Source organism: Streptococcus pseudopneumoniae, from assembly GCF_001076775.1.
GTDB lineage: Bacteria > Bacillota > Bacilli > Lactobacillales > Streptococcaceae > Streptococcus > Streptococcus pseudopneumoniae_G.
On the sequence record NZ_JVGV01000013.1, the window covers coordinates 50,910 to 72,265 of the forward strand.

The following is a 21,356-nucleotide window of genomic DNA, read 5'->3' on the forward strand; positions in this document are numbered from 1 at the left end:
TCAATTTTTGACAAAAGTAAGAGGAGTCAAAGAACTCCCCTCTACTCTTCAAAATAACTGATTAAATTTTTTTCTTGGTTTTCAGATAAAAATCTTTCCTTCTGCGGCCTCTTCTTACGCTTGAGAAGGGCTTCAGCTGACATGGCTTCTTCCTTACTGGCAAAACCTTGAGCATAGATAAGTTTGACTGGCAAGCGTGCTCGTGTGTATTTGGCTCCCTTCCCACTATTGTGGACAGCGAGGCGTCTCATCACATCAGTCGTATAGCCTGTATAGTAGGATCCGTCACGACACTCCAGTACGTACATATAAGCCTTATGATCCATAATAAATCTCTTCAAGTTCAGGCGTATAAGAGCCATCATCATTGTGAACAATGAGAGGTGGTAAGACCTTAAAGCCACTTGTTGAACCATCCTTGATAGCCTCAATCAAAAGCATATTGGCTTCCTTTTCTCTTTTTGGATAAACAAACTGCAGGCGCTTAGGCGCTAGATTGTGCCGTTGCAACATGTCCAGGATATCCAAGAGGCGATCAGGACGATGAACCATGGCCAAACGCCCATTAGACTTGAGAATACTCTGGGCACTACGACAGATTTCCTGCAAATTGGTCGTGATTTCGTGGCGCGCCAAGAGATAATGTTCACTCTCGTTCAAGTTGGAATGAGGATCCACCTTGAAATAGGGTGGATTACACAAAATCATATCCACCTTACTTCCCTGGATGTAAGCAGGCATATTTTTCAAATCATCACAGATGACCTCCATCTGCTCTTCTAAACCATTCAAACGGACAGAGCGTTCAGCCATATCCGCCAAACGCTCCTGAATCTCAACAGCCAAAATCTGTGCCTGAGTACGAGTGCTAGCAAATAGCCCCACCGCTCCATTACCAGCACAAAAATCCACTATCAAGCCCTTTTTAGGAAAACGTGGAAAACGTGACAAGAGAACACTATCCACCGAATAGCTAAAAACCTCTCTATTTTGAATGATTTTAATATCTGTCGAAAAGAGCTGGTTAATGCGCTCTCCTGATTTTAATAATTGTTCTTCTTCCATGGTCCTATTATAGCAAATTTATATTAACATTACAAAGAATATAGATTTCTAACTAATTCTTCTGCTTCTTCAAATGTTGAAGGGCTTCCTTGGTCCAAATTGGCATCATTCGTTTGAGAGGAGCGAAGCCGTAGTTAAAACGGTCGCTTGAAAAGCGTCGCCGTCTCGGAAACTGGTGCTTTTCTTCCTCTAAAGTACGGATAGAAAGACTAGCTTTCCCTGTAAATTCATCTAAATCCACTACTTGCACTTGAACCTCTTCATCGACTTTCAAGGCTTCTTGGATATTTTCAATAAAGCCTGTCCGAATCTCTGAAATGTGAATCAGCCCTGTATCACCCGTCTCTAGCTCAACAAAGGCACCGTAGGGCTGAATCCCTGTAATACGCCCCTTTAGCTTATCACCGATTTTCATCTTAGTCCTCGATTTCAATTGTTTCAATCACAACATCTTCAACTGGCTTATCCATAGCTCCTGTCTCAACAGCAGCAATGGCATCTAAGACAGCGTAAGAAGCTTTATCAGCTAACTGACCAAAAACCGTGTGACGGCGGTCTAGATGAGGAGTGCCACCTTGGTTGGCATAGATTTCCGCAATCGGTTCTGGCCAACCACCACGAGCAATTTCTTTCTTAGAATAAGGCAGGTGTTGATTTTGCACGATAAAGAATTGGCTGCCGTTGGTATTTGGACCAGCATTGGCCATGGAAAGGGCACCACGGACATTGTAAAGTTCTTCTGAGAATTCATCCTCAAATGATTCGCCGTAGATTGACTCGCCACCCATACCAGTTCCAGTTGGGTCTCCACCTTGGATCATAAAGTCCTTGATAATACGGTGGAAAATGACACCATCATAGTAGCCATCTTTAGAAAGAGAAACAAAGTTAGCTACTGTTTTAGGAGCATGTTCAGGGAAGAGCTTAATACGCAAGTCTCCGTGATTGGTCTTAATAGTCGCGATAGGACCTTCTACTGTTTCAATATCTACTTGTGGGAAATGCAATTCTTTTTCTACCATACCAAATCCTTCTAAGGCATCAAAAATGCCATCTTCTTCTAATGTTTTTGTAATATAATCTGCTTTTTCTTTGATCTTATCATGAGAAATTCCCATTGCAACGCTGATTCCAGCATAATCAAAGAGTTCCAAGTCATTGAGCCCATCTCCAAAGACCATGACGTTCTCTGGTTTCAAGCCAAGATGTTCCACAACCTTTTCCACACCCGTCGCTTTGGAGCCTGAAATCGGCACAATATCAGACGAATGTTGATGCCAACGAACCATGCGAAGTTTATCAGAGAGACTGTCAGGCAAGTGCAAGTCATCTCCTTTATCTTCAAAAGTCCACATCTGATAGATATCTTCTTTTTCATGAAAATCAGGATCTACATCTAAATCTGGATAAATTGGATTGATAGCCTCACTAATCATATTGGTGCGAGTCGACAACTTGGCATCATGACTCCCAACCAAACCATACTCAATTCCCTCTTGCTTGGCCCAAGAGATATACTCCTCAACATCTGACTTCTCAATCTTATGTTGATAAATAACCTGACCTTTTTTATCTTCGATATAGGCTCCATTTAAGGTCACAAAAAAGTCAGGCTTGAGCTCACGAATCTCCGGAACGACACCAAAAATCCCTCGTCCAGAAGCAATACCTGTCAAAATTCCTTTCTCACGTAATTGCTTAAAAACAGTTGGGATTGAAGCTGGAATAAAACCTGTCTTTGAATTCCGCAATGTATCATCAATATCAAAAAAGACAATCTTGATCTTCTTTGCCTTGTATCTTAATTTGGCATCCATCTCACTACCTCTTTCAATCTAACTCTTTCCATTATACCATAAAGTAGAGAAATCCCACATCCCCAATAAAATCCTTGTCTCTTATCCGAATTCCTTTACTAGATACAAAACCAAATCATCATTATTTTGGCTAGTTGCATTCATTTCCAAGGGTTGATTTCGATACCAGACACCTGTCCCATCTGGAATATAGCCTCGTTTGATATACAATCTCTGGGCAGGACCATACCCCAAGTGCAAACCTACACCAAGAGTGATCTTACTCGAAACAAACTTGACTCGTTTTTCTGCTTCTTCTAGCAATTGATTCCCAATCCCTTGATTTCGAAAAGGCTCAAACACATTAAAATCTGATAATTCTGGATAGACTTCTGCAAAAGGACCATGTTTAGCAGAGGGCAAAATGGTAACGTAACCCGCTACAGCACCATCAATCTCTGCAACTAAGACTTCTCTCTCCCCACTTTCCTGTTCCAGAAAATATCTAGCCAAAATTTCCTCTCTACCAGGCCAACCTTGATTCATAAATCCATGAGATAAGGATTCAATATCAGACTTAATCATATTTCTAATCGTGCAATTCATCTTTGACTTACCCACCTGTATTCTTTCTATTACCATTATAGCACGCCAAGGTCAGAAAAAAACTATCTCGTGAAAAAAAGACCCAACCGGGTCTTTTCTTTAATCTTCGTTTACGAAAGGCATCAAAGCCATTACGCGAGCGCGTTTGATAGCTGTTGTTACTTTACGTTGGTTTTTAGCTGAAGTTCCTGTTACACGACGAGGAAGGATTTTCCCACGTTCTGAAACGAAACGGCTAAGAAGCTCAGTATCTTTGTAATCAACATATTCAATTTTGTTTGCTGCGATGTAATCAACTTTTTTACGGCGTTTGAATCCGCCACGACGTTGTTGAGCCATGTTTTTTCTCCTTTATAATTTTAGTTGTCCATTAGAATGGTAAATCATCATCTGAAATATCCAATGGATTTGTTGCTCCAAATGGATTTTCATCACGTGAAAAGTCTGGTACTGAATTTGTAGGTGCTGAATAGTTTGCAGTTGGTGCAGAGTAAGCTCCACCTGTATGACCCTCACGCACACTACGGCTTTCCAACATTTGGAAATTCTCAGCCACGACCTCTGTCACGTAGACACGTTGTCCTTGCTGATTATCGTAACTACGAGTCTGGATACGACCTGTCACCCCGATAAGTGAGCCTTTTTTAGCCCAGTTAGCAAGGTTTTCAGCCTGTTGGCGCCACATAACGACATTGATAAAATCAGCCTCACGTTCGCCATTTTGACTCTTAAATGTACGGTTTACTGCAAGAGTAAAAGTCGCAACTGCTACATTTGATGGGGTATAACGCAACTCAGCGTCACGTGTCATACGCCCTACAAGTACAACATTGTTAATCATAGTTTACCTTCTTACGCGTCAGTTTTGACGATCATGTGACGAAGAATGTCAGCGTTGATTTTTGAAAGACGGTCAAACTCTTTAAGAGCTGCATCGTCGTTTGCTTCAACGTTAACGATGTGGTAAAGTCCTTCACGGAAATCTTTGATTTCGTATGCAAGACGGCGTTTTTCCCAAGATTTTGATTCAACAACAGTTGCACCGTTGTCAGTCAAAATAGAGTCAAAACGTGCTACCAAAGCGTTTTTAGCTTCTTCTTCAATGTTTGGACGAATGATATAAAGAATTTCGTATTTAGCCATTGATATGTTCCTCCTTTTGGTCTAATGACCCCAAGACTTTGCAAGGGGTAAGTGAGGTTCGCTCACAATAAACTATTATACTAAAAAACTTTTTTTTACGCAAGTAAAAACACCGAAATAAAAAAAGAAGATGACGAATCATCTTCTCAAAAACTATAAGTTTTTAGTCTTCTTTTTTCTTGCGTGCCACAAGACCAAATCCACTCAATACTCCAAGAAGTCCAAGTGCTGCTAGGCTAGCATGATCTTCTGTACCAGTGTTAGGCAATTCTTTTTGACCTTCAACATATTTAGGTGTTGCTGGTTTAGCAGTTGTATCAGTTGCTACTGTTGCATCTGCTTGAGCTGGTGCCACTGGTTGAGTTTGATTTGGTGTTGCTGGCTGTCCTGGTTCCGTAGGAGTTACAGGTTGATCAGGAGCAGTTGGTCTTGACGGAACATTTTGTGGAGTAGGAGTTGGTCTGTAGTTGTTACCACCATTCCCACCACCATTGTTTGGTTGTGACTCAGAACCACGTTTTGGAGTTACTGTTACTGGTACTTCTAACTCAACTATTTCTCCTGTTGGTAATTTCACCTTAACCTTAACTCCTGGTTTTTTCCCAGCTGTTTCTGTTGTTGGAATTACCCAGTTCTCTTCGATGATTTCCCATCCTTCTTCTTTAGGAAGTTCGATATGTTTCTTAACATCATCTTTAGTAATAGGTGTTCCTACTTCTACTTCGATTGGAGTTACTTTTGGTGTTACGATTACTGGTACTTTTACTGTAACTGTTTTTCCATTTGGTAATTTCACTTCTACTGGCACCGTTGGTTTTTCACCTGGTGTTGTTGTCGCTGGAATTTCTCCAACTTTTGTGATTTCCCATCCTTCTGGTAAGTCAACATGTTTTTTAACATCTTCTGCTGTGACTGGAGTTCCTACTTCTACTACTACTGGAGTTACTTTTGGTGTTACAATTACTGGCACTTGTACTGTAATTGTTTTTCCATTTGGTAATTTCACTTCTACTGGCACCGTTGGTTTTTCACCTGGTGTTGTTGTCGCTGGAATTTCTCCAACATTTGTAATTTCCCAATCTTTTGGTAGGTCAACATGTTTCTTAACATCTTCTGCTGTGACTGGAGTTCCAACTTCCACTACCACCGGAGTTACTTTTGGTGTTACGATTACTGGTACTTTAACTTCTTTAGTAGCAATAATGTTTCCATCTTTATCTTTATACTCAACTGTTACAGTTACAGAGTCTTTTTCACCCGCTGTTTCTGTTCCTGGAGTTGTTAATGGAGTTTCTTTAACCGTTACTGTTACACCTTCTGGTAAACCTTTGGTATTTTCAGCTGATTCTTTTACTTTATCAGCAACAGCTTTTTCAAGTGTACCTTTATCAGTATCTTTCGGTACGACGACACCTTTTGGAGAAACTTTTGGCAATACTGTTACTGGTACTGTTACAACTTCTTCTCCACCATCTTTATAAGTAACTTTCGCTGTTACTTTAACATCATTAGCTCCAACTTTACCTTCTGTTGTTGGGATAGCTTTGTTGATATCTTCATCAGTGACAGGTGTTTTAGTTCCATCTGTATCAGGAGTGATTGCTTTGTTTACATCATCAGCTTTTGGTTGGTCACCTTCTACAACGTAGACTGGTTTAACATCTGAACCTTTAACATTGACTGTTACTGGAATTGTAGTTGTATAGTCTTTTCCATCAACTGTGTATGTTACTGGTACTTCTACTGTTGTTACTCCAGTTCCTTTTTTAGCTGTTACTTTGTCTTCAATAGCTTTTGTTACATCACCTACAGTTACTTTCGCATCTTTTGGTAATTTATCTGTAAAGTCTTTTGCTTTAATTGCTTCATCAGCTTTAGCTTTTGCTAATTCTTTCAGTTTTTCTGGAGTTGTTCCTTTAGTTACTGTTACGTCCGCTTTTGCTACTGGTAATACTGTAACTGGTACTTTTACTTTTTCAGTTACTTTTCCATTGTCATAAGTTACTGGTACTTCTACTGTTACATCTGTAGCTCCTGCTTTTCCAGCTGTTTCTGGTAATGTTGTTGGTTCTCCAACTGTTCCACCTTGTCCTGGTGTTACGGCATCTTTAGCTTTAGTTGGTTTATCACCTTCGAATACTACTACTGATTTTGGAGTTGATCCTACTACTGTTACTGGTACTTCTACTTCTTTTGTTCCAATAACGTTTCCTTTATCATCAGTATATTCAACAACAACTGTCGCAGGTTTTGGTTTTCCTGTTTCAGTTACTTCAGCTGTTGTTGGTGTAGTTCCTGCTTTCACTTCTTTAACTTTTACAGTTACACCTTCAGGAAGTTTATCTTTTGGTAATGCAGCTACTACTTCTTCAGCTTTAGCTTTAACTGCAGCTTCTAAGTTTTCGCTTCCTTTAAGAACTGTTAATCCTTCAGGTTTCACTAATGGTAATACTTTAACTACTGCAGGTACTTCTACAAGTTTGTCTTCGCCATCTTTAGCTACTACTGTTACTTTCTTATCTCCTGGTGTTGTTGTATCTACTTCACCATCTTTATAAGTAAATTTAGTTCCTTCTGGATATTGGTCAGGATCGATACTTTCATCAGCTGATGGTTGTGATTTTGCAGGGTCTTCAAACACATATTGTGTCTTAGGATCTACTACCATTACTTTAGCTGGTACTTCTACAATTGTTTTTCCATCTAATTTAGCTACAACTGTTACTTCTTTTTCACCTGCTGTTGTTGTATCAACTGGTTCTTTATATTCAAATTCAGTTCCTGTTGGATATTCATCTGGAGTAATGCTTGCTTTAACATCCGGTTGTGGTTTCTTAGGATCTGCAACAACAAATTGTGGTTTGCTATCTACTACACGTACTGTTGCTGGTACTTCTACTAGTACTTTATCCCCTTGTTTAACAACTACTGTTACTTTCTTATCTCCAGGTGCTGTTGTATCTACTTCTTCTTTGTATTCATATGTTGCGTCATCTGGATAGTCTGAAGTATCAATATTATCTTCTGGAGAAGGTTGTTTCTTATCCTCACTTACTGCTACTAATTGTGGATATCCTTTAACAACTTTCACTGGTACATTTACTGTTTCTTCACGTTTATTATCACCTGAACCGTATGTTACTGTTACTGGTACAGTTAATGTATCATCTCCAACTTTTCCTTTTGTTTCAGGAATCTTAGATTCATCTACAGTTTTATCATTTCCTTTTGTAGTAACCGCATCTTTAAGTTTGTCTGTTGTTGGCTTATCACCTTCTACGACATAAACAGGAGTTGGTGTTGAAACTTTTGGAGTTAATTTAACAACAAAGTTTTGACTGATTTCAGTATCAGTATCTGCAGTTGTATCAAATGTTGGTTTTTCAGCGTCAGGTTTAGCAAACGGATTATCATTCACTTCATAACCCATTGATTTTAACACATCAAGACGAGCTTGAATTTTGTCTTCTGGAATTTTTGTTCCTGCTTTACCTGAAAGATCATTAATATTGAATTTCTCATCTAATGGTGTTTCTTTACCATCTTTATCTACAGAAACAAATTTAACTGTAGCTTTTTGAATTCCAGGTGCATATTGAATTGGAGTTTTACCGAATTTATCAGTTGGGTCAAAGTTGTCTGGAACTTTGTATCCTTTAGATGGATCTGCAGGATCAACTGGTGTTAATTCTACTCCATTATATGTTGGAACATATCCATCTACATAAGGAATAACTACCTTACTGAAATCACCAGGTTTTGTTGGATCATTTGGATTGTTAGGATATTTAATTGTATCTGGTGCATCTTGTGGTTTCTTACCAGCTGGATACTCAGGTGTAAATGAACCAATTTCTTTATAAAGAACTTTTTTAACTACAGGATCTACTGTACCATTTTCTCCAGGAACTGGTGCAACTTCTGCAGCTACTGTTTTATCTGTAGCATTTACTAATAAGTAGTTTGCTACTACTGGTGAATCAACAGCATTGAATTTACCTTTTGTTCCATCAGCTGTAGCATCTGTTAATTTATCAGCTTCATTGTAAACTTGCCAATCAGAGTAAGTTACATCTCCTGTTTGTGGGTTTACAGTTGCTGTACGTTTGTATGTTACTTTTTGTACTTTTTCAGCATATAAAGGAGTTGCATCAGCCTTATCAGCATCTTCTTCTTTTAGATACTTAATTGTACGTGTTACTTCTTTAACTAAGTCATTACGTGTCAATCCTGCTGGATATTTACCAAGATTTTCATCTCCATCTTTTACAGGTGTATCTGCTGTTTTTGGAGATACTGGAGCTGTTGTACTTGGATTTGTTGGATCAGTTGTTACTGTTGGGTCTACTGTAATTAAGTCTAATACGTGAACAGTTACTTCTGCTTCTGTAGATTTCTTACCTTCACTATCCGTTGATTGAACTTTTACAGTGTAATCACCAACTTTAGTTGTATCTAGGTTACCTGCATCACTTACTGCAATTGATGGTTTAGTAGAATCAACTCCGTCACGATCATCTTCTAAGTCAGTTGCTGATGGTTTCGCTTTTTCTAGAACCTTCTCATTGTTCCATTTATCAGCTTCTTTAGTTTTATAAACGTATAAATCTTTTTTCTCAACTGCTACTGTTGGAGCTTCGTTGACAATGTTTGCATAACTTGGCTCAGAAACATTTCCTACTGGTGAAACTGAAGTTACAGCAATCTTATCATTACCTTCATGTGTATGAAGACTAACATCTTTAAGACTTACTTTTAATTTACCTTCAGGCGTTGTTTCTACTTTAGTATCTCCTTGATACCAACCATCATCTTTTTTCTCTAATTCTAAAACATCATTATTTGGTAATGTGATTTCGATTTTCTTACCAATTTCATTTTCAATTTGTAATGCTTTTTTAATTTCAGCAATTCTTTTAGCTATTTCTTCATCTGATAAAGTAACTCCATTATTATCAGCTACTTTTTTAAGATTAGCTTTAATTTCGTCATCTGACGGAGTTAATGAACCTGGTGCATCACCTGTATTTACTAATAAGTATTTATCTTGATTTTTCGCATCAGAATCTCCTACAATACTATCTGTGTGGACTTCTTCAACTGTAGCTGATTTAGGTTTACGAGCATCAATATAGATTGTTCTATTATAGTAGTAATCTGGATCATCTGACCATCTTAATCCATTAGCTTTGTAGTTTCCATCATAAGCGTAAGGTCCTTTATCTCCAGTCCATAACCATGGGTAAATTCTATTTCCTTGAGCATCTTGAGTACCCATTCCACCTGTTCCTGTAACTTTAAATGTAGCATCTCCTACATAATCATCTTCAGTCGTAAATGGAATTGAGAATTTTCTTGATGTTTCCCCTGCGGCTTTTAGGTTGTTCTTACCATATTGAACTGCATTCACATCCATACTTAATGTATTAGTCGCTTCATCATAACGAACATTTGTTAAGTATCCTTGATCAGTCCAAATAGATTCACCATTTGCTTTAGATAGATCTAATTTTTTGTAATTTGTAGTATCAACTGTACCTAATTTAACACCTTTTGGAATTTGTACTTTAATGTTAAATGTACCACCGTAAGGGAATGTATTTTCAACACCACCAACGTTTTTCAATTCAAGGTTTAATTTACCTTCTTGAGAACGTTTATATAATTTATCTTTTGTAAATCCGTACTCTCCACTCTTACCTTCACTAGTAACATTTGTAGTTAATTGCATACCAGGACCAGTAGCAATTCCTACACCACCGATAATGAATCCATCTTGAACACCTTTAAAATCACCATCATCTTTTGCTTTGATGGTAACTTTAACTTTACTTGTTCCTTCTGGAACATGATAAATTCTTGCAATATTATTCCAACTATCAGAAGGTGTTCCTTCATTTGATCCTGCTGGTCTTCCTGTAGCTTCCGTTGGAGTGCTTCCATCTCTCATTGGAATAGAAGCAATTTTCTTACCTGTGTAAGCATCTGTAATTTCTACACTTAATTCTTCACCTTGACTTGAAAGTGCAGCTTTACCATATGCTCCATTGTAAACCATATTGAAGAATAATTCAGAATTAGGGTTTACATCATATTCTTTAGATAAAGTAACACCTTTACTTCCTAATTCAAGATAGTAATCTCTATCTTTAACATTTCCTCTATCGTCATTTTTCATTCCATCTAGAGTAATCGCACCACCTAAGAACTTACCATCTGCATTTGGTTGGTTTTGAGTAGCAGTTGAAGCATCATGTTTACCATTGTCATCATAAGCTTTCGCTGGTTTTGGCGCTTCTGTTCGATCACCAGCAACAGTATAATCTGTTGGTGCTTCTGGCTTAACAGCATTTACATAGTCTTTTGTTCCACCAATTTTCCAACCGTTTAATGCACCTGCTTCAGCTTCTGCTGCAGTGATTTTTTTAGTCTTCCAATTGTAAGTTACTTTACCGTAATGTTTTTCACTTTGAAGATTATTTACTTGATCTTCAATAGTTTTACTTTTTGATTCTACTTTAGGACCAGAGAAATCAACTTCACCAAATCCGTTACTCATGCTTTCAAAAACACCGTTTGCTGGGTTATTACCATAACCAGCTCTATTATTGTTAATTGGTGCTCCCCAGTTTTCTGCATTAGTTAGATAGTAGTTTAATCTATCTTTTTCTTGTTTTGCTTCTGTTAATGCAGCTTGAAGTTCTTGTTCTGTAGCATCAGCTTTTGCTACTGCTGTCGTAGCTTTTGTTTTTTCTTCTTCAGCTTTTGCTACAATAGCACGTAAAACATCTAGTTTTTCTTTGTTTGTTTTACCTTCACCTAAAGCTTCTTCTTTTGTAATTTCTACTTTTACTTTATCAATTGCAGCTTTTAATTCAGTATTTACAGTATTAATATCATTTTTATATCCTGTCGCTGCTGCAGATCCATCTCTAAACCCACTTTCACCTTGTCCAGGAATCGCTTTTCCATTACGTGAATCTTGGTTTTTATTTTCTTTTTCTTCTTTCTTCTCTGCTTTTGCTTTCGGCATACTTTCTAATACGAATGCATTACCGTTTACTGCTGATGTAGCTTTTGCCACCTCTTCTTTTGTTGCAGCTTCATTTGCGGCTACAGCTTTTGCGCTTGCTAATTCTGCTTTTGCAGACTCAATTGCTGAAGCTGTTTTTTCAGTTGATGCTGCTTTTTCTAAAGCTGCTTCTAAACGAGCAATAGCTGCTTCCAACTTGCTTGTGTCAACCTTTGAAGCTGGTGCTAGAGCTTCTTCGGCTTTTGGTGTTTCAGTCGGTGCTGTTGGTTGCGTTGCTGCAGGCGCTGGTGTTGATGGTTGCTCAGCTGTTGGTGTAGCAGTTTCAGTCGAAGCTAGAGGCATGGTTGAATCTGCTTGATTACTTGCATCTGGGACTGTTTGTGAATCAGATGCCGTCTTTGGTGTAACTTGAGCATCCGCCTGAACAGTTGCTGCTCCACCGAACATCATGTAAGCTGCTACAGCTACTGATGCTGCACCAAAACTATACTTACGGATTGAAAAGCGCTGCACTTTTTGTCCGTGATTTTTTTCCATTCTTGAATACATGGTTTCTCCTTTTTTATTTATATGTTATTAAACTGGAATAATGTTAAAACGTTTAATATTCACTTCCTTTCCTGCTTAAGAACGAAGTCTTAAACTAGTCTCAACACAATATCCGCTAGTCCGATTTTATCATATTTCCCAGAATATTGTCAATCAAAAAGAGCTTTATGTTCGTATTTTTATATATTATTTTTGTACCCAAAATTCAAAAAAAGAAGGAATCCTCCTTCTTTTTTTCATAATAACTTTTTATTTTATTTTTAAGGTTTAATACGATGCAACATACGTGGGAATGGAATAGCTTCACGGATGTGTTTTGTTCCTGCTGCGAAGGTTACCATACGCTCGATACCGATACCAAATCCTCCGTGTGGAACTGTACCGTATTTACGAAGGTCAAGGTAGAATTCATACTCAGTACGATCCATGCCAAGTTCATCCATTTTTGCGACAAGGGCATCGTAGTCTTCCTCACGCATAGAACCACCGATAATTTCTCCATAGCCTTCTGGAGCAAGCAAGTCTGCACAAAGCACGCGCTCTGGATTTCCAGGAACTGGTTTCATGTAGAAGGCCTTGATGGCTGCTGGATAGTTCATGACAAATGTTGGCACACCAAAGTGGTTTGAAATCCAAGTTTCATGTGGTGAACCAAAGTCATCACCATGCTCAAGATGTTCGTAGTCAGCATCTTCATCATTCTCATGCTCTTGCAAGAGGTCAATGGCTTGATCGTAAGTGATACGTTTGAATGGCTCTGAAATGTAGCGTTTCAAGAGTTCTGTATCACGTTCCAAAGTTTCCAAGGCTTGAGGCGCACGGTCAAGAACACCTTGAAGAAGAGCTTTCACATAAGCTTCTTGCAAGTCAAGTGACTCATTATGTGTCAAGTATGAGTACTCTGCGTCCATCATCCAGAACTCAGTCAAGTGACGGCGTGTTTTTGATTTTTCAGCACGGAATACTGGACCAAAGTCAAAGACACGACCAAGGGCTATAGCACCTGCTTCTAGGTAAAGCTGCCCTGATTGGCTCAAGTAGGCTGGAGTTCCGAAGTAGTCCGTTTCAAAGAGTTCAGTTGAGTCTTCCGCTGCATTTCCTGAAAGAATTGGGCTATCAAACTTCATGAAACCGTTCTTGTCAAAGAACTCATACGTTGCGTAGATGATCGCGTTACGGATTTGCATCACGGCCACTTGCTTACGAGAACGAAGCCACAAGTGACGGTTGTCCATCAAGAAGTCTGTTCCGTGTTCTTTTGGTGTGATTGGGTAGTCTTGAGATTCACCGATTACTTCGATGTCTGTGATATCCAACTCATAGCCAAACTTAGAACGTTCGTCTTCTTTGACAATTCCTGTCACGTAGACAGAAGTTTCTTGGCTCAAGCGTTTGATGATATCAAACTTCTCAAGTCCCACTTCTTCACCAAATTTTTCTAAAAAGTTTGGTTTAAAGGCTACACCTTGGAAGAAGGCTGTTCCATCACGCAATTGCAAAAAAGCGATTTTTCCTTTTCCTGATTTGTTGGCAACCCAAGCACCAATCGTCACTTCTTGACCAACATAGTCTTTTACATCAATAATCGTTACACGTTTTGTCATTATTTTTCCTTTTCTTTTTCTTTTATTTTTCCATAAATGCTTTCAAGCGTTTAACTGCTTCTTTAAGCGTGTCTAGGTCTGTCGCATAGCTGAGGCGGACATTTTCTGGCGCTCCAAAGCCAGCTCCTGTTATGAGTGCCAAACCAACTTCCTCAAGAATAGCTGTTGTAAAGTCAGTCACATCTGTATAACCTTTCATCTCCATGGCTTTTTTAACATTTGGGAAGAGATAGAAGGCTCCTTGTGGCTTAACGACTTCAAAACCAGGAACCTCACATAATAGCGGATAAATGGTATTGAGACGCTCCTCAAAAGCCTGACGCATGATATCAACAGAATCTTGCGGTCCAGTTAGGGCTTCGATGGTTGCATATTGTGAAACAGCAGTTAGGTTAGAAGTTGTTTGACCTGTCAATTTGCTCATAGCAGCAATGATTTCTGGATCACCCACTGCATAACCTACCCGCCAACCTGTCATGGCATAAGCTTTTGATACACCGTTAATGACAATGGTTTGCTTGCGAATGACTTCTGATAGACTAGAGATTGGTACGAACTCATTCCCGTTATAGACCAAACGACCATAAATATCATCTGCTAAAATCAGAATGTCATGCTCAACTGCCCAATTTCCGATAGCTAGTAATTCTTCACGAGTATAGATCATACCAGTCGGATTAGATGGTGAATTGAGAACCAAAACCTTTGTCTTATCTGTCCTAACTAGTTCTAGTTGATCCACCGTGACTTTAAAATCATTGTCTTCTTTAGCTTGAACAAAGACTGGAATCCCTTCTGCCATCTTGACCTGATCTCCATAACTAACCCAGTATGGAGTTGGAATAATAACCTCATCTAAAGGATTGATTACAGCCATAAAGAAAGTATAGAGGGAGAACTTGGCACCTGTGGCAAAGGTAACCTCATTACTTGCGACAGAATAGCCATAGTAACGCTCGAAGTAGGTATTCACTGCAGCTTTTAATTCTGGTAGACCTGAAGCTACTGTATAGAAGGAAGCCTGTCCTTCTCGAATAGCTTTAACTGCTGCATCCTGAATATTTTCAGGAGTGTGAAAATCTGGTTGTCCCAAGGTCAAGAAAAGGACATCCTTACCTTGAGCTTTTAATTTTTTTGCTCTCGCATCACTAGCTAAAGTGACACTTTCTTCCATTTCTAAAACACGGTTGGATAGTTTCATAGGCCCTCCTTATTGACCAATGCTCCTGTTTCAAAATCTACTAGATAAAAATCAGAGCCTGACTTGACTTCCCAGATTGGCTTATCTTGATAACGGCCAAAGGTAATCTTGTCAATCTCGCCAGCTCCTTTTTCCTTCGAAACAGCTTCTGCTTTTTCTTGTGAAACACCTTGATTTAGCTGATAAACGTAAATCTTATGGTCATCTTTTCCAATCAGGACAGCAAGTGCTTCTTGTTTTTTATTATGACCAAGAACGCTATAATAGGATTCCAAGCCATTGTATAAGTCAACCTGATCAGCCTGCTCTAATCCTGCATACTGCTGAGCTAATTTTTCTCCTTCACTTTTAGCTGTTTGATAGGGTTTCATGCCGAGAGAAACCAGATACAGAAAGGAAGCACTGATAACCACAAACAAAATCGTCATCCCTAGACCATACTGCCACAGTAGATTATTTTTTGCTTTGTTTTGTCTTTTTTTCACTCGTCTATTTTACCATCTATTGGGCTTTATTACAAGTGAATGCAAGAACAAACCTATATTATTTCTTCCTTCAAACAAAACAGATTTTTCTTAGCTAAAACCGAGCAAGAAAATTAAAGACAGCTCCAAAATCAACCTATTAAAAAACCTGAGCTTGGCACTCAAGTTTTTAGAAGTTCTTTTAATCTATGGTATTATTTTATTATCTATTCTTTTAGCCATTTTTCCTAAAAATACAGGCAGTAGAAGGCTAATCATGACTAAAAAGAATCCTAGATAAAGAAATGCTACTACAAAGCCTAAATGGTCAATCAACCACCCTGTCAGTGGGAAGAATACAATCATACTTAGGCTAAACATCATAGAGTAGACACTCAGCATGGTTGCCCTTACTTCACTTGGAAGGCGCTCTTGCAAATCATTGTCAAAAATCGGCTGAAAAAGAGCATATAGAGCATTACTAATCAAATAAATCAAAATATAGATTAGAGGTGTTCTAAAGTAGGACAGCATATAGGTGACTCCAGTCAGCAGGACGAGAAGAGGGAAAATCTTCAAGGCAGCATATTTCTTTCCAATCTTACTCGCTAGATAGACTGCAAGGATATTCAGGAGACTACCAAGTAGCATAACTGCTGAAATTTGCCAGCTACTTAAATCCGGTAACTGATTTTGATAGTAAAAATAAAACATGCACATAAGTGTTCCGACAATCTGAGATAAAATCATCCAGTTGAAAAGCATGGGATTTCGCTCCAACTCATCCCTAACAGTCCAAATAATCTGTTTCATCGTCACACTATCAGCTTTTTCTAGCTTGACACTAGGTTCTTTCAGCATCCAAATCAAGACAAGAACTATGATAGAAGTGGCAATCATGATATAGTAGGTCAGGTGCAATTGACCATGGACAAAAAATCCCGCCAACACTGTCCCCAAAGACCGAGTTCCTTCTGCTACTCCTGACATGAAACTTGAAATGGATAGATAGCGTTCTTTTAGTCCAGCCTCTACAGCCGAGTCATAGACCATTGCTGCGCTTGTTCCTGAATCAAAATTATAAGACAAGGCATTTATCGCCATAGCTAGTGCATAAATCCAAAAATTTCCCTGCCCAGCCAACATGAGAATAGAAGACACAATCCCTGCTATACGACTTAAATAAAGGTTGGTCTTATAGGAATAGCGGTCAGCTAACATACCAGATGGAATTTCACAGAGAAGACTGGTCGTATGAAAAATACTCTCCAGAAATCCAATCTGCCAAAGAGACATTCCGTTTTGACTGAGAAAGAGAATCCAAAAACTGGTAATCCCTAGAAATGCAAAAAACTCAACTCCGGCCATCAGGCCAATATTTTTCCGATAATTTCTTATTAACATCTTTTCTCCTTAACAAGTGTATTATTATTTCTTTTGTCCGTCACTTGTTAATCTTTGCCTTACATGATCTCCACCCCTTTTAGAAGCATTCTTCAATGCCATTATTGTTCCTTTAATGATTTATGAAATGATACCGGAAAATAGCTGTTCTGTGGTTTCTATTGCTAGTTTTCTTGTTTATTTTAGCACTTATGTCATTATATTACAAGAGAATATTGGAATACTCCTATAAAATCAAAGAAAACTAAAATCCAAAAAACAGTTCTTACTTTTCCAGTGGCAACTGACTAGAGTTTCAGCAATTTTATAATTTTCAAATAAACTCTGAGCAAATCTCTTGCAAGTCCTTTTGTTTTGTTGTAATATATTTTATAACAACAAGAGGGTTCTCGAAATTTTAAGCAAAAGGAGACACATTATGTCTAAAAAAGTATTATTTATCGTCGGATCACTACGTCAAGGTTCTTTCAACCACCAAATGGCCCTCGAAGCTGAGAAAGCACTTGCTGGTAAAGCAGAAGTTAGCTATCTTGATTATTCAGCCCTTCCTCTTTTCAGCCAAGATTTGGAAGTTCCAACTCATCCAGCTGTAGCTGCTGCTCGTGAAGAGGTTCTCGCTGCGGATGCTATCTGGATCTTCTCTCCAGTCTACAACTTCTCTATCCCTGGTACAGTGAAAAACTTGCTTGACTGGCTATCTCGTGCCCTTGACTTGTCTGATACACGTGGCGCTTCTGCCCTTCAAGACAAGTTTGTCACAGTATCATCTGTAGCCAATGCAGGTCACGATCAACTCTTCGCTATCTACAAAGACCTCTTGCCATTTATCCGTACACAAGTCGTTGGTGATTTCACTGCTGCACGTGTTAATGACTCTGCCTGGGCAGACGGAAAATTGATTCTTGAAGAAACAGTCCTAAACTCACTTGAAAAACAAGCTCAAGACTTGCTCGCAGCAGTTCAGTAAAAAATAAAGAATTTTTAAAAGTCTAAATCAATTATCGCCACCTAATAGGGTGGCATTTTTAGACTCAATCAAGATTTTCAGACAAACATCAGCCATCCAAAAAAACCTTGAGCGTTACCACTCAAGGTTTTTAGCAGTCTTTTCCATCATGGAAAATCATTCTAAGAATATTCTTTCATTCAAAATCTATCACCTATCATCTTCTTTCGAGAAATTAGTGACTGCTTTTGGCTGATTAATCTTCTTTTCTTCGACCTACATATAGGCTCAATAGAATACCGCTACCTAGAAGAACAGAGATATAATCAGATTGGCTTCCAGTTTCTGGTAATTTGTCCCCATGGTTTTCTTTAACTGTAGTTGATACTACTGGGTTAGCATTTACTGGAGTTGCTGGTTGAGCCGGTGTTGGTACTACTGGTTGTTCTGGAACCGCTGGTACTGGTTTAACCGGTACTTCTGGTGTTGGAACAACTGGAGTTGGTTGTACTGGCACTTCTGGTGTCGGTACATTTGGTGTTGGTTGTGCTGGCACAGGTTTAACCGGTACACTTGGTGTTGGTTGTGCTGGTACTGTTGGCATATCTAATTCTGGTACTTCAGTAACTTCAGGCATACCTGGTACTCCACCGTTAAATTCTGGCAATTCATGAACTTCTGGCATTCCTGGCACACCACCGTTGAATTCTGGCAATTCATGAACTGGTGGTTCTGGCATTGCAAACGTTGGTCCTTCTGGCACATTACGTGTTGGAGGAACTGGTTTGTCATTTGATGGTGTTACTGGTTTGTCTTGGCATCCACATTTTCCGTCTTTGCCGTCTCGACCATCACGTCCATCTCTACCATCTTTGCCATCTTTAATAACTGTTTTTGTCACAGTTCCATCAGAATTGATGATTGTGATTGTATGACTACCATCACCATTATCTTCAACAGAAACTTTTGGTGATTTACCATCTTTACCGTCTTTAATCACCATTTCTGTCTTACTTCCATCAGGATTAGTGATTGTTACAACGTGAGTTCCATCGTTATTATTTTTAACAGTTACAGTTGGTGAAACGCCATCTTTGCCGTCTTTACCATCTTTGATAATAGATTTGTATTCACGACCATCAGAATCTACGATTGTTAATGTGTGAGTTCCGTCTCCGTTATCAACGATGTTCGCTTTTGGTGATTTACCATCAAAGATTGTAGTTGTAGTTTCTTTACCATCAGCACCTGTCACTTTAATAGTGTGTGAACCATTGTTGTTATCAATCACTTCAAGTTTTGGTTCTTTACCATCACGAACTGTTGTTGTTGTAGTTGTACCGTCTGAGTTCACAACTGTGATAGTGTGAGTTCCATCTCCGTTATCCACAACCTTAGCAGTTGGTGATTTACCGTCACGAACTGTGGTTTCAGAAACAGTACCATTACCGTTTTCTACACGAATTGTGTAAGTACCATCATGGTTGTCAGTAACAGTCGCTACTGGTGATTTACCATCTTTAATGATTGTTTCAGTAGTTGTGCCGTCACCATTTAGAACTGAGATTTTGTGAGTTCCATTTTGTTCATCAGTAATAGTAACTTTTGGTGATTTACCATCACGAACTGTGGTTTCAGTTGTCACACCTTCTGGATTTGTAATAACGATTGTATGACTTCCGTCTCCATTATCTCGAACAGATGCGGTTGGAGTACGTCCGTCAACACCGTCACGACCATTCTTAACAACAAACTTATTCTTAGTTCCGTCTGGGTTAGTAATTGTTACTGTATGGCTTCCATCTGGATTTTCAGTAGTTGTTGCTGTTGCAGCTTTACCATCTTTACCATCTTTGATGATAGCGTTGGTAACATTGCCGTCTCCATCCGTAACTTTAACAGTATGAGTTCCGTCTCCGTTATCCGTTACTTCAACTTTTGGAGTCTTACCGTCTTTACCGTTTTTAACAACTGTTTCTTTAGTTGTTCCATCTGGATTTGTTACAGTAATTGTGTGGCTTCCATCTGGATTTTCTGTTGTAGTGATATTGGCAGTTTTACCGTCTTTACCATCTTTAACTTTAGTTGTTGATTCAGAACCATCAGGGTTTCTAACAGTAATAGAGTGTGTTCCATCTCCATTGTCCGTTACATTTACAACTGGTGATTTACCGTCTGCTCCATTAGCTCCGTTTTCACCTTTTTCACCTTTTTCACCTTTTTCACCTTTGTCGCCTTTTTCACCGGCTACTCCTTGAGGTCCACGGATATTACCAATCTTGTTCCAAGAACCATTTTCTTTCTTGTAAACATCACCTGTATTTGCGTCGATATAAGTATCACCGTCTTTACCATCCTTAGCAGTTGGTGCAGTAGCTCCACTTAGTAATTCAGCACCGTTACGTCCGTCTGTACCAGAAGCTCCATCTGTACCATTACGTCCATTTGTACCATTCAAGATATCACTTGTACCAATTAATTCATCCACACCTGGATCGTATTTACCGTTACCATTATTATCATAGTATGCTGTAATACGAGTACCATTTACTGGTTGTGAATCTGTTGCATCTGTAGTTGTTGGTTGTACTGTTCCTGATGACTCAGTTGCACTTCTATCTTCATCTGGTAATGCTCTTCTATTTCTTGCACTTCTTGATGTTCCAGAAGGTTGTGAATTAGAAGTTGATCCAGCACCTCTTCTAACTGCTTCCACCAATGCATTTAAGTCAATAGTTGGTGTACGTCCATCTCTACCATTTTTACCATCTTTCACTGTAAAGGTTACTGGATCTTTACCTGGTGTTGTGATAGTTACAACAGTGCTTTGGCCATCTTGTCCACGTTGAGTAGTGATTGTAGGAGTTTGTCCATCCTGACCGGTTGCACCAGTTTCTCCCTTAGCACCATCTTGAACAAAGACTGTAGTTGGTTGTGAACCATCATGGTTATCCACCGTGATTTCTACACCCTTATGACCTTCTTCATCCTTACGAACAGCTGTTACTGTTGGAGAGACACCGTCCACTCCATCTTTAATAACTGCAAGAGGTTTTTCAGGGTTCAATGGTTGACCTGGATGTGCTGGATCTTCTTGGTAAACTTTAGTTTCTTTACCATCTTTGACAGTAAGCAATGATTTACCATCACGTCCGTCCGCACCTTTAGCACCATCTTTAATCATTTCAGAACCTAGAAGTTCATCAGTTCCTGGAGTGTACTTACCATCATTGTTTTCATCAGTATAGAATGTCACAATTGTATGAGATGGATTTCCGTTTTGTCCTTCGACACGAAGCAAATCAACTTTTGGAGTTTTACCGTTCAGACCATTTTCTCCGTTCTTAACATTTACTGTAACTGGATCTTTACCTGGAACAGTGAATGTAATGTCGGTACTATGACCATCTTTACCTGGAGTTACAGTTACTTCTGGAGTCTTACCATCTTCTCCACGTTCACCTTTGTCACCCTTAGGTCCCTTGATGTTGCCTTCTTTTTCCCAGTTGCCGTTATTCTTAACGAAGACGTCGCCTGTTTCTGTA

The 21,356-nt window shown here is 39.0% G+C and carries 15 protein-coding genes; 1 reads left to right on the forward strand and 14 read right to left on the reverse strand.

Translation table 11 applies throughout. From position 1 onward, the window contains the following. Positions 1-41: 41 nt before the first annotated feature. The 13 genes from ADJ60_RS03045 to ADJ60_RS03105 form a co-directional block, all read right to left on the reverse strand. Positions 42-326, reverse strand: a complete 285-nt coding sequence (locus ADJ60_RS03045) for a GIY-YIG nuclease family protein (RefSeq protein WP_049543378.1) — start codon at positions 324-326, stop codon at positions 42-44. Then, on the reverse strand, positions 316-1,065 hold the full coding sequence (locus tag ADJ60_RS03050) for a tRNA1(Val) (adenine(37)-N6)-methyltransferase (RefSeq protein ID WP_016398575.1): 750 nt from the start codon (positions 1,063-1,065) through the stop codon (positions 316-318). The genes ADJ60_RS03045 and ADJ60_RS03050 overlap by 11 nt, the downstream gene beginning before the upstream one ends. 52 nt (positions 1,066-1,117) lie before the next feature. Further along, positions 1,118-1,480, reverse strand: a complete 363-nt coding sequence (locus ADJ60_RS03055) for a S1 RNA-binding domain-containing protein (protein ID WP_049543381.1) — start codon at positions 1,478-1,480, stop codon at positions 1,118-1,120. 1 nt (position 1,481) lies between these two features. Beyond that, positions 1,482-2,882, reverse strand: a complete 1,401-nt coding sequence (locus ADJ60_RS03060; RefSeq protein WP_049543383.1) for a bifunctional Cof-type HAD-IIB family hydrolase/peptidylprolyl isomerase — start codon at positions 2,880-2,882, stop codon at positions 1,482-1,484. Between the two features lie 81 nt (positions 2,883-2,963). Further along, the gene (locus ADJ60_RS03065; RefSeq protein WP_049543385.1) at positions 2,964-3,467 is read right to left on the reverse strand and encodes a GNAT family N-acetyltransferase; all 504 of its coding nucleotides are present in this window, start codon (positions 3,465-3,467) and stop codon (positions 2,964-2,966) included. A gap of 99 nt (positions 3,468-3,566) precedes the next feature. After that, the gene (gene rpsR, locus ADJ60_RS03070) at positions 3,567-3,806 is read right to left on the reverse strand and encodes a 30S ribosomal protein S18 (protein WP_000068664.1); all 240 of its coding nucleotides are present in this window, start codon (positions 3,804-3,806) and stop codon (positions 3,567-3,569) included. Between the two features lie 31 nt (positions 3,807-3,837). Next, on the reverse strand, positions 3,838-4,308 hold the full coding sequence (gene ssbA / locus ADJ60_RS03075) for a single-stranded DNA-binding protein SsbA (RefSeq protein ID WP_000609606.1): 471 nt from the start codon (positions 4,306-4,308) through the stop codon (positions 3,838-3,840). 11 nt (positions 4,309-4,319) lie between these two features. Further along, positions 4,320-4,610 (reverse strand): 30S ribosomal protein S6, encoded by a 291-nt coding sequence (rpsF, locus tag ADJ60_RS03080; RefSeq protein WP_001151778.1) that lies wholly within the window; start codon positions 4,608-4,610, stop codon positions 4,320-4,322. Positions 4,611-4,773: 163 nt separating this feature from the next. Beyond that, positions 4,774-12,192 (reverse strand): Rib/alpha-like domain-containing protein, encoded by a 7,419-nt coding sequence (locus ADJ60_RS03085; protein ID WP_049543387.1) that lies wholly within the window; start codon positions 12,190-12,192, stop codon positions 4,774-4,776. Positions 12,193-12,452: 260 nt separating this feature from the next. Next, positions 12,453-13,796: an asparagine--tRNA ligase gene (asnS, locus tag ADJ60_RS03090; protein WP_049543389.1), complete on the reverse strand. Its 1,344-nt coding sequence runs from the start codon at positions 13,794-13,796 to the stop codon at positions 12,453-12,455. A gap of 22 nt (positions 13,797-13,818) precedes the next feature. Beyond that, positions 13,819-14,997, reverse strand: coding sequence for a pyridoxal phosphate-dependent aminotransferase (locus ADJ60_RS03095; RefSeq protein WP_049543391.1), 1,179 nt, complete (start codon positions 14,995-14,997; stop codon positions 13,819-13,821). Beyond that, on the reverse strand, positions 14,994-15,482 hold the full coding sequence (locus ADJ60_RS03100) for a DUF5590 domain-containing protein (protein ID WP_049543393.1): 489 nt from the start codon (positions 15,480-15,482) through the stop codon (positions 14,994-14,996). Before ADJ60_RS03100 ends, ADJ60_RS03095 begins: the two co-directional genes overlap by 4 nt. Before the next feature lie 186 nt (positions 15,483-15,668). Beyond that, the gene (locus ADJ60_RS03105) at positions 15,669-16,865 is read right to left on the reverse strand and encodes an MFS transporter (RefSeq protein ID WP_049543395.1); all 1,197 of its coding nucleotides are present in this window, start codon (positions 16,863-16,865) and stop codon (positions 15,669-15,671) included. Positions 16,866-17,283: 418 nt separating this feature from the next. Between ADJ60_RS03105 and ADJ60_RS03110 the strand changes: the two genes are divergently transcribed. After that, positions 17,284-17,832, forward strand: a complete 549-nt coding sequence (locus ADJ60_RS03110) for an NADPH-dependent FMN reductase (protein WP_049543397.1) — start codon at positions 17,284-17,286, stop codon at positions 17,830-17,832. A gap of 235 nt (positions 17,833-18,067) precedes the next feature. Here the strand turns inward: ADJ60_RS03110 and ADJ60_RS03115 are convergent. After that, the coding region (locus ADJ60_RS03115) for an LPXTG cell wall anchor domain-containing protein (protein WP_049543399.1) at positions 18,068-21,356 on the reverse strand (3,289 nt) is incomplete at its 5' end.